Source organism: Streptomyces sp. NPDC127114 (genome assembly GCF_042677525.1).
In the GTDB taxonomy this organism is placed as follows: domain Bacteria; phylum Actinomycetota; class Actinomycetes; order Streptomycetales; family Streptomycetaceae; genus Streptomyces.
The window spans coordinates 14806-29431 of sequence record NZ_JBHXTJ010000034.1 but is presented as its reverse complement, the minus strand read 5'-3'; the positions used below and the strand labels follow the sequence as shown (position 1 = coordinate 29431).

At 73.1% G+C, this 14626-nt stretch carries 13 protein-coding genes; 7 read left to right on the top strand and 6 right to left on the bottom strand.

All coding sequences use genetic code 11. The features are described 5' to 3' along the window. The first annotated feature begins 49 nt into the window (after positions 1-49). Positions 50-1456 (top strand): cytochrome P450, encoded by a 1407-nt coding sequence (locus ACFVGS_RS27880; RefSeq protein WP_384414613.1) that lies wholly within the window; start codon positions 50-52, stop codon positions 1454-1456. A 13-nt stretch (positions 1457-1469) separates the two neighbouring features. Here the strand turns inward: ACFVGS_RS27880 and ACFVGS_RS27875 are convergent, their stop codons facing one another. The 3 genes from ACFVGS_RS27875 to ACFVGS_RS27865 are packed head-to-tail and all read right to left on the bottom strand — an operon-like array spanning position 1470 to position 3805. Next, positions 1470-2423 carry an ADP-ribosylglycohydrolase family protein gene (locus tag ACFVGS_RS27875; RefSeq protein WP_385694275.1) on the bottom strand — a complete coding sequence of 318 codons (954 nt, stop codon included), beginning with the start codon at positions 2421-2423 and terminating at the stop codon, positions 1470-1472. Between the two features lie 9 nt (positions 2424-2432). Continuing rightward, positions 2433-2906 carry an ABA4-like family protein gene (locus tag ACFVGS_RS27870; protein ID WP_385694272.1) on the bottom strand — a complete coding sequence of 158 codons (474 nt, stop codon included), beginning with the start codon at positions 2904-2906 and terminating at the stop codon, positions 2433-2435. Further along, complete coding sequence (locus ACFVGS_RS27865) at positions 2903-3805, bottom strand: hypothetical protein (protein ID WP_384414706.1); 903 nt, start codon at positions 3803-3805, stop codon at positions 2903-2905. The genes ACFVGS_RS27870 and ACFVGS_RS27865 overlap by 4 nt, the downstream gene beginning before the upstream one ends. 193 nt (positions 3806-3998) lie before the next feature. Here ACFVGS_RS27865 and ACFVGS_RS27860 point away from each other — a divergent pair, with 193 nt between their 5' ends. Further along, positions 3999-4643: a MerR family transcriptional regulator gene (locus tag ACFVGS_RS27860; protein ID WP_385694270.1), complete on the top strand. Its 645-nt coding sequence runs from the start codon at positions 3999-4001 to the stop codon at positions 4641-4643. Positions 4644-4862: 219 nt separating this feature from the next. After that, the gene (locus ACFVGS_RS27855) at positions 4863-6653 is read left to right on the top strand and encodes a hypothetical protein (RefSeq protein WP_385694268.1); all 1791 of its coding nucleotides are present in this window, start codon (positions 4863-4865) and stop codon (positions 6651-6653) included. A 139-nt stretch (positions 6654-6792) separates the two neighbouring features. On the opposite strand, the gene ACFVGS_RS27850 is transcribed toward ACFVGS_RS27855, so the two are convergent. Together ACFVGS_RS27850 and ACFVGS_RS27845 are read right to left on the bottom strand one after the other, a co-directional pair. Beyond that, positions 6793-7629 (bottom strand): siderophore-interacting protein, encoded by an 837-nt coding sequence (locus tag ACFVGS_RS27850; protein WP_385694265.1) that lies wholly within the window; start codon positions 7627-7629, stop codon positions 6793-6795. A gap of 233 nt (positions 7630-7862) precedes the next feature. Continuing rightward, entirely contained in the window at positions 7863-8768 is a 906-nt protein-coding gene (locus ACFVGS_RS27845; protein ID WP_385694328.1) for a 5'-3' exonuclease H3TH domain-containing protein, read from the bottom strand. A 273-nt stretch (positions 8769-9041) separates the two neighbouring features. Here ACFVGS_RS27845 and ACFVGS_RS27840 point away from each other — a divergent pair, with 273 nt between their 5' ends. From ACFVGS_RS27840 to ACFVGS_RS27825, 4 genes are all read left to right on the top strand, one after another. Further along, positions 9042-10211, top strand: coding sequence for a glycine betaine/L-proline ABC transporter ATP-binding protein (locus ACFVGS_RS27840; RefSeq protein WP_385694262.1), 1170 nt, complete (start codon positions 9042-9044; stop codon positions 10209-10211). Next, entirely contained in the window at positions 10204-12015 is a 1812-nt protein-coding gene (locus ACFVGS_RS27835) for an ABC transporter permease/substrate binding protein (RefSeq protein WP_385694261.1), read from the top strand. Before ACFVGS_RS27840 ends, ACFVGS_RS27835 begins: the two co-directional genes overlap by 8 nt. 204 nt (positions 12016-12219) lie before the next feature. After that, positions 12220-12771 (top strand): helix-turn-helix domain-containing protein, encoded by a 552-nt coding sequence (locus tag ACFVGS_RS27830; protein ID WP_384414634.1) that lies wholly within the window; start codon positions 12220-12222, stop codon positions 12769-12771. Then, a complete protein-coding gene (locus ACFVGS_RS27825; RefSeq protein ID WP_384414637.1) occupies positions 12768-13541 on the top strand; it encodes a helical backbone metal receptor in 774 nt (257 codons plus the stop codon). Before ACFVGS_RS27830 ends, ACFVGS_RS27825 begins: the two co-directional genes overlap by 4 nt. Here ACFVGS_RS27825 and ACFVGS_RS27820 read toward each other — a convergent pair. Further along, entirely contained in the window at positions 13468-14625 is a 1158-nt protein-coding gene (locus ACFVGS_RS27820) for a TDT family transporter (RefSeq protein WP_385694256.1), read from the bottom strand. The genes ACFVGS_RS27825 and ACFVGS_RS27820 overlap by 74 nt on opposite strands. Between the last annotated feature and the right edge of the window lies 1 nt (position 14626).

Here is a 14626-nt window from a genome sequence, read left to right as displayed (position 1 = left end):
CGTACAGCAGAACGAGATCGTGAAGCAATTCCGCAGGGGGGAACCGCACTTGACCACGCACGCCGGTCCGTCCGCCGTCGCCGGCGCGACCGCGGACGGACGGAAGACCGTCCCGGGCCCCCGGGGCGTCCCTTTCCTCGGGAACCTGCCGGAGTTCGGCAAGGACCCCCTGGCCTTCTTCGAACGGCTGCGGGAGCGCGGGGACTTCGTCCGCTGGCGCTTCGGCCGCACCAACTCCCTGTTCATCGCCCATCCCGAGGCCATCGGCGAACTCCTCACCGAGGTCGAGCGGACCTTCGACCAGCCCGACCTGGGCATCGCCTTCCGCACGCTGCTCGGTGAGGGTGTCGTCGTCTCCAAGGGTGCCGACTGGCGGCGCAAGCGCTCCCTCGTGCAGCCCTCGGTGCGGCCCCGTCAGGTCAAGTCCTACGCCGCGACGATGGCCGAGTGCGCGGTGGACCTCGCCGGGCGCTGGACCGACGGGCAGCGGGTCGACATCAAGAAGGAGATGGCCGCTCTCACCCAGCTCATCGCCGTCCGCACCATCTTCGGCGTCGACACCGCCGCCGACGCCGAGGCGATCGGCCGTGCCATGGACGTCGCCCAGAAGGAGATCGGCGCCGAGTTCAGCGGCATCGGGGCGATACTGCCCGACTGGCTGCCCACTCCCGGCCGGGCCCGCATCAAGCGGGCGACCGCCGTCATCGACGCCGAGGTCGCCCGGGTCGTCGCCCGCCACCGCGACGGCGACACCGAGCGCCCCGACCTGCTCAGCCGGCTGCTCGCCGCGCAGGACGAGACCGGTGCCCACCTCTCCGACCGGGAGATCCGCGACGAGACCGTCACGCTCTACATCGGCGGGCACGAGACCACCAGCTCCACCCTCGTCTGGGCCTGGTATCTCCTCTCCCGCAACCCGCGCGTGGCCGAGGCCCTGGGCGCGGAGCTCGACCGGGTGCTCGGCGACCGCGAGCCGGGCTTCGACGACTACGCCGAACTCGCCTACGCCCAGGCCGTGGTGAAGGAGACCCTGCGGCTCTACCCGACGATCTGGCTGCTCACCGGCATAGCGAAGGAGGGCGCCATGCTCGGCGGCGCCCCGGTTCCGCCCGGCACGCGGGTCTGGAGCAGCCAGTGGGCCACCCACCGCGACGCCCGCTGGTACCGGGACCCGCTGGAGTTCCGCCCCGAGCGCTGGCTGACACCGGGGGAGGGCGAGGAGGCGGAGGAGATACCCGAATACGCCTGGTACCCCTTCGGCGGCGGGCCCCGCGTCTGCCTCGGCACGCGTTTCGCCATGGTGGAGGCGGTCCTGATCCTGGCTGTCCTGGCCCGCCGCTTCCGGCTGGACGTCACCGCCGAGGACATCCGCCCGGTGCCGGGGCTCACCCTCCAGCCGGACCGGGACGTGCTGGCGACGGTGCGGTCGCGCGGGGGCCGGCCGGAAGGGGCCTGAGCACGGGCCCGGTTCAGGCCTGGTGAGGGACCTGCTGGGAGTCCTGTCGGGCCAGGGCCCGGGCCAGGGCGCGCAGGTCTTCGGCGCGCAGGACGCGGTCGCCGAAGCCCGGCAGGGGGACGTGCAGGGCTTCGGCCCAGCGGGGCGGGACGGCGTCCGGTCCGTACACCGCGCCGGCGAGCATGCCGGTGACGGCGGCGACGGTGTCCGTGTCGCCGCCGAGGTCGACGGCGGCGGCGAGGGCCTGTTCGAACGAGGTGGTGCTGCGCAGGGCCCACAGGGCGGAGCCGAGGCAGGGCCAGACGGCGCCGTTGAACTCGGTGGCGTCCTCGGGCCGCCAGTCGGGGGCGAGGACGGTCGCCCACCGTTCCCGGTGGGCTTCCGCGACGTCGCCGAGCACGTCGGGTACGGCCGCGAGCGGATCCTCGCCGAGGAGGGCGACGCGGACCAGTTCGTGGAGCACCGCCGTGCCCTCCCAGGCGGCGGCGTCCCCGTGGGTCAGGGCGGCGATCCGTCGGGCCGCGTCCATGGTGGCGGTGCGGCCGGTGGAGGCGAAGCGGACGGCCGATGTGGCGGCCCGCATCAGTGAACCGTTGCCGGCAGCACGGCCGTTGAGCTGGAAGTGCAGGGCTGCGGCGATGTCCCAGGGATCGCCGCCGAGGAGCACGGCCTCCGTCTGCAGGCCGATGTCCTTGGGCTCGGCGGCTGCCCAGCGACGGAAGCGGTCGAACATGTCCGGCAGATCGAGTCCGCCGCGTTCGAGGAGCGACTCCCCGACGAGCACGGCCATCTGCGTGTCGTCCGTGGCTTCCCCGGGGTCCCAGCCGCCGCCCCCGCACATCTCACCGGTGCCGTCGGGGAAGCGCTCCCGGAACACGCCGGGAAGTCCGAACTCGAAGGGCGCGCCGAGCGCGTCCCCGACGGCGGATCCCAGTACGGCGCCGACGGCCCGGTCCTCGTGTCGCATGCGGCGAGGCTACAGGCGGGCGGTCTGGGCCGGGTGGGCGGAGGCGGAGCGGTCGGGGCGCTCCGTGCGGGACCGGCGGGCTGCCCGGATCGGGAGGAAGAGGAGGAGGGCGAAGGGGGAGAGGAGGATCGTGAGGACGAGGAGCGGGCCCATGAGGAAGGGCGAGAGGCCGAGGCGGCGGCCCTCGCGGTAGATCCACTGCCCGAGGAGCAGGTCCCAGGCGATGATCTGGGCCCAGACCGCACTCGCGCCGTTGGCGAGCACGGTGAGGTCGCGGAAGGCGTCGATGTCCGGGCTGCTGACCGCCGTCCAGAGCTCCGGGAGGACCGGGGCCACGAGGACCAGGTAGAGCGCGAGGACCGGGAGCACGGTCAGCGGCGAGGCGGCCACGCGGTCCGTGATGCTCCGGCCCGGCGCGAAGATCATCAGCAGCCAGACGGGCGCCGCGAGGAAGAAGGTGAGTTCGAAGAGGAAGCCGGTCATGCGGCGAGTTCCTGACGGTCGGCCGATACGGAGGTCTGCGGGAGGCGGAGCGCCAGCGCGGTGGCCGCGACGGTGAGGACGGCGAGGGCGCCGGCCGCGGCGAGCGTGAGGGCGTCGGGCGAGAGCAGCGGCTGGCCGCGCAGGGCCTGCCAGGTGACCAGGGCGAAGGTGCCGGCGTAGGCGCCCGAGGCGACGAGCGTCAGCCGGAGCCGGACCCGGTCGTCGGCGAGCCGGGCGAAGCGCGGCGCGAGGGCGGCGAGGAGCAGCAGGAGCAGCGGGACCAGCTGGAGCGCGTGCATCCCGAAGAAGTGGGCGATGCGCAGGTCACCACCGGTGGTGGACCAGCCGATGAGCGGGATGCCGGGGCCGCCGTCGGGGACGCCCACGCTGTGCGCGCCGGTGACCGGCGGGTCCTCCTGGGCGAGCTGCTCCGGCGTCGGCCGGACCATGAGGAAGCCGACCGCGGCGCCGGCCAGGGCGATGAGCGAGGAGAGACGTACGGCCCAGGCGGTGGCGCGGTCCAGGATGCGGGCGCGCAGAAGCAGCACGGCGATCACGAGTGCGGCCAGCCAGAGCACGACGACCGTCATGCCCATGAGCTGGAAGACCGCCGCGTCGAAGGCCGTCCCGACGTTGAAGTGGCTCTGCGTGCCGCGCACCACCTGGCCGGTGATGAGGACCATCTCGACGGCGCTGGCCGCCGCGAGCACGGTCCCGGCCCACCAGCCGACCCGCCGGGCGCGGGCCCCGGGCAGCAGGGAGAGCATCCAGGCGAGCGTGAGCGCGTACGCCACGAACGAGACGGAGAACTTGAACGGCTTGGCCCAGATGGGCACGCCGAGCAGCATCCGGTCGTCCAGCACGAGTCCGCCGGCCGAGACCAGGGCGAGCAGGACCATCGAGCCCGTGAACCAGACCAGGGGCCGGTGCAGGGTGCGGAGCCGCAGCTGGGGTGCCGATGAGGTTGAGGACATGAGGATCCCCCCGTGGGATGGAATAGATAGTGGCACTTGCCGCTATCTGATAGCTCCACTATCTATGATGAGGGGCGGGTCGGCAAGGCCATAGCGCGACCGGAAAGGTGAACACGCGGTGCGAATCGGAGAGTTGAGCCGGAGGACCGGGGTGTCCGTGGCGACGATCAAGTACTACGTACGGGAAGGACTGCTGCCTGCCGGGCAGCTCACGAGTCCGAACCAGGCCTCGTACGAGGAGTCGCACGTCCGGCGGCTGCGCCTGATCCGAGCGATGATCGACGTCGGCGGACTGTCCGTAGCCGCCGTCCGCGAGGTCGTCGCCGCGGTCGACGACCCGGACCGCCCGCTGCACGAGATGCTCGGCGCCGCCGCCGACAACGTGGTGCCGCGCTACGAGGGCGCGGGCGACGAGCCGGGCGAGGCCCTCGTGGCCGCCCGCGCCACGGTCGCCGACCTGATCGCCCGCCGGGGCTGGCTCTCCCACCGCGACGCCCCGGCCGGAGAGGCCCTCGCGGTCGCCATCGCCGCCCTGGAGAACGTCGGCCACGGCGGATTCTCCGAGGCGGTCCTCGAGGAGTACGCGGACGCGGCGGAACGCGTGGCCCGGGTGGACGTCGACTACGTGGCCAAGAACGTCGCCCGCGAGGAACTCGTCGAGAGCGTGGTGGTCGGCACGGTCATCGGCGACGCGGTCTTCGCGGCCCTCCGCCGCCTCGCCCACATCGAGGCCTCGCGCCGCGTCTTCGGCATCGAGCGCTAGCTCTTTCAGGGCGGGAACCTGGGCCGGCGCCCCACCGGGCGCCCCGCCGGGCGCCGTCGTCGGGCGGCCCCGCCCGGCGGGCCGCCTTGGAGAGGGTGCGGCTCCGGTCGGGTGAATTACGGGTGGGGGCCCGGCGCGCGCGGGTGCCGACGCGTCCGCAGAAACGATCGGGCTCTGGTACGACGGGCGCGTTCCGACACGACCGAAGGGAACTCGCCCATGCCTCCCACGACCCTCGACGCACCGGAGCCGGGGACGCCCCCGCGGCCGAGACCGAGCCGTCGGCGCGGTTTCGCGGCGCTGCTCACCGGTGTCCTGCTGGCCGCCGTCCTCCCTCTGGCCGCCGGGGCCCCGCAGGCCCGGGCCGCCGTGGGCATCGACGAGTACCCCGTGACCAACCCCAGTACCCCCGTCGGCATCACCACCGGGCCGGACGGCAACCTGTGGTTCACCGAGGCGGTCGGTAACAAGATCGGCCGGATGAGCCCGACGGGCACCCTCATCGCCGAGTACCCCCTGCCCTTCGAGTTCAGCACCCCGCACGACATCACCACCGGTCCGGACGGGAACGTCTGGTTCACCATGCAGCACTGGGACTCCCGGGTCGGGAAGATCGACATGAACGGCACGGTCACCGAGTACCCGCTGCCCGAGCAGTTCGTCGAACCCACCGGCATCACCGCGGGCCCGGACGGGGCCCTGTGGTTCACCGAGCAGAACGCCGGCCGGATCGCACGCATCACCACCGCCGGCGCCCTCACCGAGTTCCCGCTGCCCACCGGCTCCGGCCAGCCGTCCTCCATCACCACCGGACCTGACGGCAACCTGTGGTTCACCGAGATCGGCGCCGACCGCATCGGCCGCATGACCCCGTCCGGCACCGTCACCGAGTTCCCGGTCCCCGGCGGCGGCGGTCCGGCCGACATCACCACGGGACCCGACGGGAACCTCTGGTTCACCGTGTTCGGCGGCAACCGGATCGGCCGGATCACGCCGTCCGGCGCGATCACCCAGTTCGACCTGCCGCCGAGCGAACTCGCGCCGCAGCCCCAGGACATCACCGCCGGGCCGGACGACAGCCTGTGGTTCACCGAGCTCAACAACGGGAAGATCGGGCGGATCAGCACGTCCGGCGTCATCGCCGAGTTCCCGCTGCCCTCTTCGGAGTCCGCCCCCTGGGGCATCACCAAGGGCCCGAACGACGACATCTGGTTCGCCGAGGCCACCGGCTTCGTCGGGCACCTCCGGCTGACCGACGCCAACCTGACCGTCGCGAAGTCCGACACGGGCTCGGACCCCGTCGTGGAGGGGCAGAACGTCACGTACACGCTCACCGCGACGAACAACGGCCCGCAGACGGCCGAGGGAGTCGTCCTCCAGGACACCCTCCCGGCCGGACTGCAGTTCGTCTCCGCGTCGCCCGGTTGCACCGCCGCCGGCACCACCCCGGACGTCGTCACCTGCGCCATCGGCACCCTCACCGCCGGAGCGAGCGCCGCGCGGACCATCACCGCGACGGCCACCACCGAGGACGTCGTCGTCGACACGGCGGGCGTGGCCGGCGCGGTCTCCGACCCGGCCCCCGCCAACGACACCGCGACGGAGACCACCACCGTCGACGCGGTCACCTGCTTCGGCGAACAGCCCACCCTCACCGGCACCCAGGGCGACGACCAGCTCACCGGCACGCCCGCGCGCGACGTCATCCTCGCCCACGGCGGCAACGACAGCATCAGCGGCCTCGGCGGCGACGACCTGATCTGCGGCGGCCCCGGGGCGGACTCGATCACCGGCGGTCCCGGCCACGACCGCATCGCGGGCGGCGCTGGTGACGACACCGTCCACGGCTCCCCGGGCGACGACACCGTGACCGGCGGCCCCGGCGACGACTCCCTCTTCGGCGACGTCGGCAACGACGACCTCGACGGCGGCCCGGGTACCAACAGCAACAACGGCGGCCCCGGCACCGACGTCTGCGCCAACCCCGGCACGGGCCCGGGATGCCCGTGACCTGACGCCGACGGGGTGCTCCCGGGACGGGGAGCACCCCGTCGGCCGGTGTGCGGATGAGCCGTGTGCGGCGTGCGCCGTGCCTTGCGGCGCGTGCGGTGCGCGGCTCGCTCAGCGTGCTCCGTACGCGCCGCGCGCGTCAGTTCTCCTGTTCGCGCTCCACCTGCTCGTTCCACTCGCGCTTGATCGCGCGCCAGGCCTCGTCCGTCTTGCCCAGACGCCAGTAACCCGAGATGGACAGGCGCTCGCGCGGCACCTCACGGTCGAGGCGGAGGTGGCGGCGCAGTTCCTTCACGAAGCCGGCCTCGCCGTGGACGAAGGCGTGCACGTCACCCGCCGGGAAGTCCAGGCCGCGCACCGCCTCGAGCAGCGCCTCGCCCACCGGGCGGGCGCCGCGGTGCAGCCAGGTGACGTCCACCCCGGCCGCCGTCGCGAACTTCTGCTCCTCCGCCGCGTCCGAGACCTCCAGGAACGCGTGCACCGTGGTGCTGGCCGGCAGCCGCTCCAGGGCGACCGCGATCGCCGGGAGGGCGCTCTCGTCGCCGACGAGCAGGTGCCAGTCGGCGGCCTCGTCCGGCGCGTACCCGCCGCCGGGGCCGAGGAAGCGGATCGTGTCGCCCGCCTGGGCGCGCGCCGCCCACGGCCCGGCCAGACCCTCGTCGCCGTGCACCACGAAGTCGACGGTCAGCTCACGATGCACGGCGTCCCAGGCCCGCACCGTGTAGGTCCGGGTCGTCGGCCACTGCTCACGCGGGAACTCCGCCCGGATCCGCTCCATGTCGAACGGCTCCGGGTAGCTCACGCCCTCCGGCGCGAAGAGCAGCTTCACGTAGTGGTCGGTGTACTCGCCGATCTCGAAGGCGTCCAGACCAGGACCGCCGAGCACCAGGCGCACCATGTGCGGAGTGATCCGCTCCGTGCGCACCACCTGGGCCTCGTGTGCCCTCGGTGCCTTGCGTGCGGGCTGTTCTGCCACGGAGGTCTCCCGTTCCCGGTAATGACTTAGGTTTACCTAAGTTAGCATCCCGTGAGGGGACCGGCGAGGAGCCCCCGGAAGCGGCCGGCCTCCCGGACTCCGGGGCCCGGGCCCGCAGTCCCCTAGGCCCCGCACGCCCCGTCGCGCCAGGCCCCGCACCACCCCGTCGCCCCGGGCCCGGCGCACCCCCGCCACCCCCAGGCCCGGCACGCGCCGCCCGGGGCTTCGAGGCCTCAGCGCGCCAGGACCGGCAGCAGCCGGGCCACCGCCCCTCCGAGCCCCCACCGCTCCACCAGGCCCGCCAGCGCCTCCGGGTCCCGCGGCTCCGACGGCAGCGCCGCCGAGAACTCCGGCAGCGGCGCGTCCCGCGCCACCCGCACCACCGTCGGCGCCACGTCCAGGTACTCCGCCGCCTCCACGATCCCGCGCCGCTTCGCCGGAGTCAGCCGCGAGGTCCGGTCGCCCGCCGCCGCCCGCACGCCCGCCAGGTCCCCGTACTCCGTGATCAGCTGCGCCGCCGTCTTCTCGCCGATGCCCTTCACCCCGGGCAGCCCGTCGCTCGTGTCGCCGCGGAGCGCCGCCATGTCCGCGTACTGCTCCGCCCGCACCCCGTACTTCGCGAGGATGAACTTCTCGTCCACCAGATCGCAGTCGCCCACTCCCTTGCGGGGATACAGCACCCGCACCCCGCGAGCGTCGTCCACGAGCTGGAACAGGTCCCGGTCGCCCGTGACGATGTCCACCGGGCCGGCCGCCCGGGCGGTCAGCGTGCCGATCACGTCGTCCGCCTCGAAGCCCGCCGCACCGACCCGCGCGATGCCCAGCGCGTCGAGCACCTCCACGATCACCGGCACCTGCGGCGACAGCGTGTCCGGAACCTCCTCCACGTCCGGGCCCGCCGGCGTCTCCTCGGCCACCCGGTGCGCCTTGTACGAGGGGATCAGGTCCACCCGCCACTGCGGCCGCCAGTCGTCGTCCCAGCAGGCCACCAGGTCGTCCGGCCGGTGGTCCTGGACGAGCCGGGTGATGAAGTCGAGCAGCCCGCGCACGGCGTTGACCGGCGTCCCGTCCGGTGCCCGGACCGAGTCCGGCACGCCGAAGTACGCGCGGAAGTAGAGGCTGGCGGTGTCGAGGAGCATCAGGCGTCGCGTCACACCCCGATCATGCCGCACGGCGCCGACAACACCACCCCGCACGCGTGACACGCGTCACCTTCGCGTTTGCTCCCGGAAAGCCCAGGGCAGGCGCGAGCCCGGAGCGGACCCGGTACGGGATTCAACGATCCGGACGGCCATCCGGACCACGGACGAATCCCCGTACGTGGCGGGCGCGCGGGCAGATCCCGCCCCGCTCCACGGCCCGGCTGCTGCGGGGGTGGCGGGCCGTTTTTCGTTGCTACCCGTGAGGTGTATGTGTCCAGGCTCCAGGCCGACCACCTGTACAAGGTGTTCGGCAGACGACCCGACGAAGCAGTCCGCGAACTCGCCGAATCCGGCGCCGACCGGGACGCCCTGCGTGCCGACGGCACCACGGCGGCCGTGATCGACGCGTCCTTCACCGTCGAACCCGGCCAGATCTTCGTCGTCATGGGTCTGTCCGGATCCGGCAAGTCCACCCTGCTGCGGATGCTCAACGGCCTGCTGACCCCCACCGCCGGCCGGGTCCTCTTCGACGGCCGCGACCTGACCGCGCTCTCCGACCGCGAGCTGCGCGAGGTCCGGTCCAGGAAGATCAGCATGGTCTTCCAGCACTTCGCCCTCTTCCCGCACCGCAGCGTCCTCGAGAACGCCGCGTACGGGCTGGAGGTCCAGGGCGTCCCGCGCGCCGAGCGCGAGAAGCGCGCCGCCGAGGCCCTGGAGCTGTGCGGACTCGCGGGCTGGGAGAAGTCCTGGCCCGACGAGCTGTCCGGCGGCATGCAGCAGCGCGTCGGCCTCGCCCGCGCGCTCGCCACCGACGCCGACCTGCTGCTCATGGACGAGTCGTTCAGCGCGCTCGACCCGCTGATCCGCCGCGACATGCAGGACCAGCTGCTGGTGCTGCAGCAGAAGCTGAAGAAGACGATCGTCTTCATCACCCACGACCTCAACGAGGCCATGCGCCTCGGCGACCGCGTCGCCGTCATGCGCGACGGCCGGATCGTCCAGCTCGGCACCGCCGAGGACATCCTGGTCCGCCCCGCCGACGACTACGTCGCCTCCTTCATCCAGGACGTCGACCGGACCCGCGTGCTCACCGCCGCCGCCGTCATGACCGACGGCACGGTCGACCCCGGCGACTGCCCGCCCGGCTGCGGCTGCCGGGCCGTCGCGCCGGAGACGCCGCTGTCCGAGCTGTGCACCGTCTCCGCCCGCTCCCTGCATCCCGTGGCCGTCGAGAACGCCGACGGCGACGTCCTCGGCGTCGTCGCCCAGGACCGCCTCCTCGGCGTCATGGGCGGCCTCGACGCCGACCTGCGCCCCGGCGCGCCCGCCGCGGCGAACAGGGCGAACGGAGCGGCCGTGATCACCGGCGCGACCGTGACGACCGGAGCGGCCGTCGAACCGGCCGCCGACGACGAGAAGGAGGTGACCGCCCATGCCTAGGCTTCCCCTCGGCCAGTGGGTCGACAACACCGTCGACTGGCTCCAGGCCCAGTTCTCCTGGCTCTTCGACGCCGTCACCGGCGTCGTCACCGGCCTCTACGACGGCATCGACGCCGTCCTGTCCGCGCCCCAGCCGCTGCTCTTCGCCGGCATCCTCGCCGTCGTCGCCTGGTGGCTGCGGGGCCTCACCGCCGGTGTGCTCGCCTTCGCGGGCTTCGCCCTCGTCGACTCCATCGAGCTGTGGGACGACGCCATGTCGACCCTCTCCCTGGTGCTCGTCGCCACCCTCGTCACCCTGGTCATCGCCGTACCCCTCGGCATCTGGGCGGCCCGCTCCAGGACCGTCAGCGCCGTGCTGCGCCCGGTCCTGGACTTCATGCAGACCATGCCGGCGATGGTCTACCTCATCCCCGGCATCATCTTCTTCGGCGTCGGCGTCGTCCCCGGCATCATCGCCACCATCATCTTCGCCCTGCCGCCCGGCGTGCGCATGACCGAACTCGGCATCCGCCAGGTCGACGGCGAACTCGTCGAGGCCGCCGAGGCCTTCGGCACCACCCCGCGCAACACCCTGCTGCGCGTCCAGCTGCCGCTCGCGCTGCCCACGATCATGGCCGGCGTCAACCAGGTGATCATGCTCGGCCTGTCCATGGTCGTCATCGCCGGCATGGTCGGCGGCGGCGGACTCGGCGGCGCCGTCTACCGCGCCATCGGCAACGTCGACATCGGCCTCGGCTTCGAGGCCGGCATCTCCATCGTCATCCTCGCCATGTACCTGGACCGGATGACCGGCGCCCTCGGCCGCCAGGTCTCCCCGCTCGGCCGGCGCGCCGCCGCCAAGGCCCACGCCGCGCGGGCCGCCCGCGCCGGAGCGAAGATCTGGGGCCACCGCCCGCAGCCCGTCACCGCACTCGTCGGCGTCGTGATCCTCGCGCTCGTCGCCGGCGGCATGGGCTTCCTCGGCGGCAGCGGCGGCTCCTCCACCACCGCCGCCGGCCAGGCGAACACCGGCCACGGCAAGAAGATCAGCCTCGGCTACATCCCCTGGGACGAGGGCATCGCCTCCACCTTCCTCTGGAAGGAGCTCCTGGAACGCCGCGGCTACGAGGTCGACGCCAGGCAGCTGGAGGCCGGCGCCCTCTACACCGGACTCGCCGGCGGGCAGATCGACTTCCAGACCGACTCCTGGCTGCCCGTCACCCACGCCCAGTACTGGGAGAAGTACCGGAACAAGCTGGAGGATCTCGGCTCCTGGTACGGCCCCACCTCCCTCGAACTCACCGTCCCCTCGTACATGAAGGACGTGAACAGCCTCGCCGACCTCAAGGGCAAGGCCGGGCAGTTCAAGGGACGGATCGTCGGCATCGAGCCGAGCGCCGGAATGATGGGCATCCTCAAGGACAAGGTCCTCAAGGACTACGGCCTGGAGGGCGAGTACAAGGTCGTCGACGGCTCGACGCCCGGCATGCTGGCCGAACTCAAGCGCGCGTACGACAAGAAGGAGCCGATCGTGGTCACCCTCTGGTCGCCGCACTGGGCCTACTCCGGTTACGACCTGAAGAAGCTCCAGGACCCCAAGGGCAGCTGGGGCAAGGGCGACGGCGTCCACACCCTGGCCCGCAAGGGCTTCGCCGCCGAGAACCCCGAGGTCGGCGCCTGGCTGAAGAACTTCAAGCTCGGCGAGAAGGAGCTCACCGGCCTGGAGGCCGTCATCCAGGAGACCGGCAAGGGCAAGGAGCAGCAGGCCGTCCGCACCTGGCTCGACCGGAACCCGGGCCTCGCGGAGCGGCTCGCCCCGCAGTAGAGGCCGGCTGGATCCGGACTCGCGATAGTTCCGAATTCGCTCCGAAAAGGGGTGGTCGCCGAACGTGTTCGGCGACCGCCCCTTTTCGCCACGACGCGAAACCCGGGCCCAAAGCTGCGTAAGGTTCAGGTAACCGACCAGTACGAGACCACGAGCGCCGCGAGTGACACGGGCGACACGAGCGACACGAGGGAGGGGGCCGAGATGGACGACAAGGAGTCACTGCGCGTGGGCGCGGCCGTCAAGAGGCGCCGACGGGCACTCCAGCTGACGCTGGCCGTCGTCGCCCAGCGCAGCGGCCTGTCCGTGCCCTTCCTCAGCCAGGTCGAGAACGAGCGGGCCCGGCCCAGCGACCGCTCCCTCCAGCTGGTCGCCGCGGCCCTGGAGACCACCGCCGCCGAGCTCCTCGCCGCCGCCGAGGCGGCGCGCACCGTCGACGTCGTCCGCTCGGACGAGGAACTGTGGGAGATGCCGCCGGGCGTACGGCCGCTGGTCCGCGGCAGGCACCAGCTCCAGGCCCTGGAGTTCACCGGCGAGCAGGACGCCGGCCGCGAATTCCTCCACCGCAACGACGAGTTGCTGTACGTCGCCGACGGCGCCGTCGAGGTCGAGGCCGAAGGCCGCGCGTACCGGCTGGGCAGCGGCGACACGCTCTACCTGTCCGGCGGGGTGCGCCACCGGTGGCGGGCCACCGCGCCCGCGACCCGGCTCGTGTTCGTCTCCGTCGCCGACCACATCGAGGCCGAGGAGGGATGAGGGCCGTCCCCCGGCCTCCCGCGGCGCGCGGCCCGCGGGTCGTCTCGCTCGTCCCCTCGCTGACCGAGGCGGTCGCCGTCTCCGCGCCCGGCGCCCTGGTCGGCGTCACCGACTGGTGCACCCACCCCGCCGACCTCGGCGGCGCGGTACGGATCGGCGGAACCAAGAACCCGGACATCGAGGCCGTCGCCGCGCTGCGGCCCGATCTCGTGATCGCCAACGAGGAGGAGAACCGCGGCCCGGACCTCGACGCCCTGCGCGCCGCCGGGCTCGACGTCCTCGTCACCGAGGTGCGCACCCTCGACCAGGCCTTCGCCGAACTCACCAGGGTCCTCGGGGCCTGCGGCGTGACGGACCGGCCGCAGTGGCTGGACGCGGCCGAGGGCGCGTGGGCCGCGGTCGCCGACGCCGTCGCCGCGGGCGACGACCCCCTCCGTACCGCCGTCGTACCGATCTGGCGCCGGCCCTGGATGGTGCTCGGGCGCGACACCTTCGCCGGGGACCTGCTCGCCCGCCTCGGCGTACGGAACCTCTACGCCGGGCATCCCGAGCGCTATCCGCGCGTGCCGGTCGAGGAGCTGAACGCCGCCGCGCCCGACCTCGTCGTCCTGCCCGACGAGCCCTACCGCTTCACGCGGGACGACGGCCCCGAGGCGTTCCCCGGGGCCGTCACCGTGCTCGTCGACGGACGTCACCTCACGTGGTACGGGCCGTCACTGGCCGAGGCTCCGCGGTCGCTCGCCCGGGCCCTGCGGGCAGCGCGCCGCTGACCAGGCCGCGCAGGGTGTGGCCGGCCGCGAGCAGCCAGGCGGCGACCAGCAGGACGTAGAGGCCGGCCGCGAGCCAGCGGAAGGCGGCCAGGCCAGTGTGCTGGGCCAGTCCCTCGGCGCCCGTCACGCAGGTGCCGACCGGGAAGGTGAAGGCCCAGAAGGTCATCGCGAAGCCCATGCCCAGACGACGGGCCCGCAGCACGAGCGCGCCGGCGAGGGCCAGCCACAGCAGGGCGAAGCCCATGACGGGGACGCCGTAGAGCACGGCGAAGGCGGCGAAGCCGTGGGCGTACGGCTCGGGCAGCACGCCCGGCGCGGCGTCGGCGAACTTGTTCGCGGCGGTCGTCGACTGGCCCAGCGGGCCCAGGACCAGGAACAGGGTGGGCGTCAGGGCCAGGGGGAGCGGGCCGTGGGTGACGAGGCGGCCGAAGACCAGGGGCAGCATCACCAGGGTCGCGAGCAGGCTGACGCCGAACATCGCGTAACAGGCGAGCAGGAACGTCTGCCGGGCCGGGCCGGCGGGAAGGTGGGGCAGGAGCAGGGGGCCGAGAGCCGCCGAGACCATGGGGGCGACGACCGGGAGCAGCCACACGGGAGAGGCGCCCTCGATCCGGTGCCGGGCCACCATCAGGTACGGCACCGCCACGGCGGCCACCAGACCGACGGCCGTGCCGGCCGTGAACAGGACGGTGTCGACGGCGACCGCGGCGGGCAGACCGATCCAGTCCCTGCCGACGATCACGGTTCCGCCGCCGACCGCGAGCAGGGCCATGGAGAGGCAGCCGTAGAACGGCGCCATCGCCGGGTCGAGGAGATGGGCGCGGGCCTGGTCGCGGTGGTGGGTCCAGTGCAGCGCGCGGGCGGCGAGCAGCGTCAGCAGCATGGCGAAGGATAGGGCCCAGACGGCGGTGCAGGCGGCCCGCAGTCCCGGGACGTCCACCGGGAGGGTGGCTCCCGCGTTGGCGATGACGGCGGTGCCCATCACCGAGGCGTACCAGTTGGGGCCGAGGTGACGGACCGAGGCCCACCGCACGCCGGGGGTGGTGGCGAGGGGGGCCGGACGGGAAGGTGCGAGCGTTGCCATG

Bases quoted from the DNA above. Each gene is read 5' to 3' on its own strand.
- ACFVGS_RS27875 (WP_385694275.1), bottom strand. From the start codon at position 2,423: ATGCGACACGAGGACCGGGCCGTCGGCGCCGTACTGGGATCCGCCGTC.
- ACFVGS_RS27870 (WP_385694272.1), bottom strand. From the start codon at position 2,906: ATGACCGGCTTCCTCTTCGAACTCACCTTCTTCCTCGCGGCGCCCGTC.
- ACFVGS_RS27865 (WP_384414706.1), bottom strand. From the start codon at position 3,805: ATGGTCCTGCTCGCCCTGGTCTCGGCCGGCGGACTCGTGCTGGACGAC.
- ACFVGS_RS27855 (WP_385694268.1), top strand. From the start codon at position 4,863: ATGCCTCCCACGACCCTCGACGCACCGGAGCCGGGGACGCCCCCGCGG.
- ACFVGS_RS27845 (WP_385694328.1), bottom strand. From the start codon at position 8,768: ATGCTCCTCGACACCGCCAGCCTCTACTTCCGCGCGTACTTCGGCGTG.
- ACFVGS_RS27835 (WP_385694261.1), top strand. From the start codon at position 10,204: ATGCCTAGGCTTCCCCTCGGCCAGTGGGTCGACAACACCGTCGACTGG.
- ACFVGS_RS27830 (WP_384414634.1), top strand. From the start codon at position 12,220: ATGGACGACAAGGAGTCACTGCGCGTGGGCGCGGCCGTCAAGAGGCGC.
- ACFVGS_RS27825 (WP_384414637.1), top strand. From the start codon at position 12,768: ATGAGGGCCGTCCCCCGGCCTCCCGCGGCGCGCGGCCCGCGGGTCGTC.
- ACFVGS_RS27820 (WP_385694256.1), bottom strand. From the start codon at position 14,625: ATGGCAACGCTCGCACCTTCCCGTCCGGCCCCCCTCGCCACCACCCCC.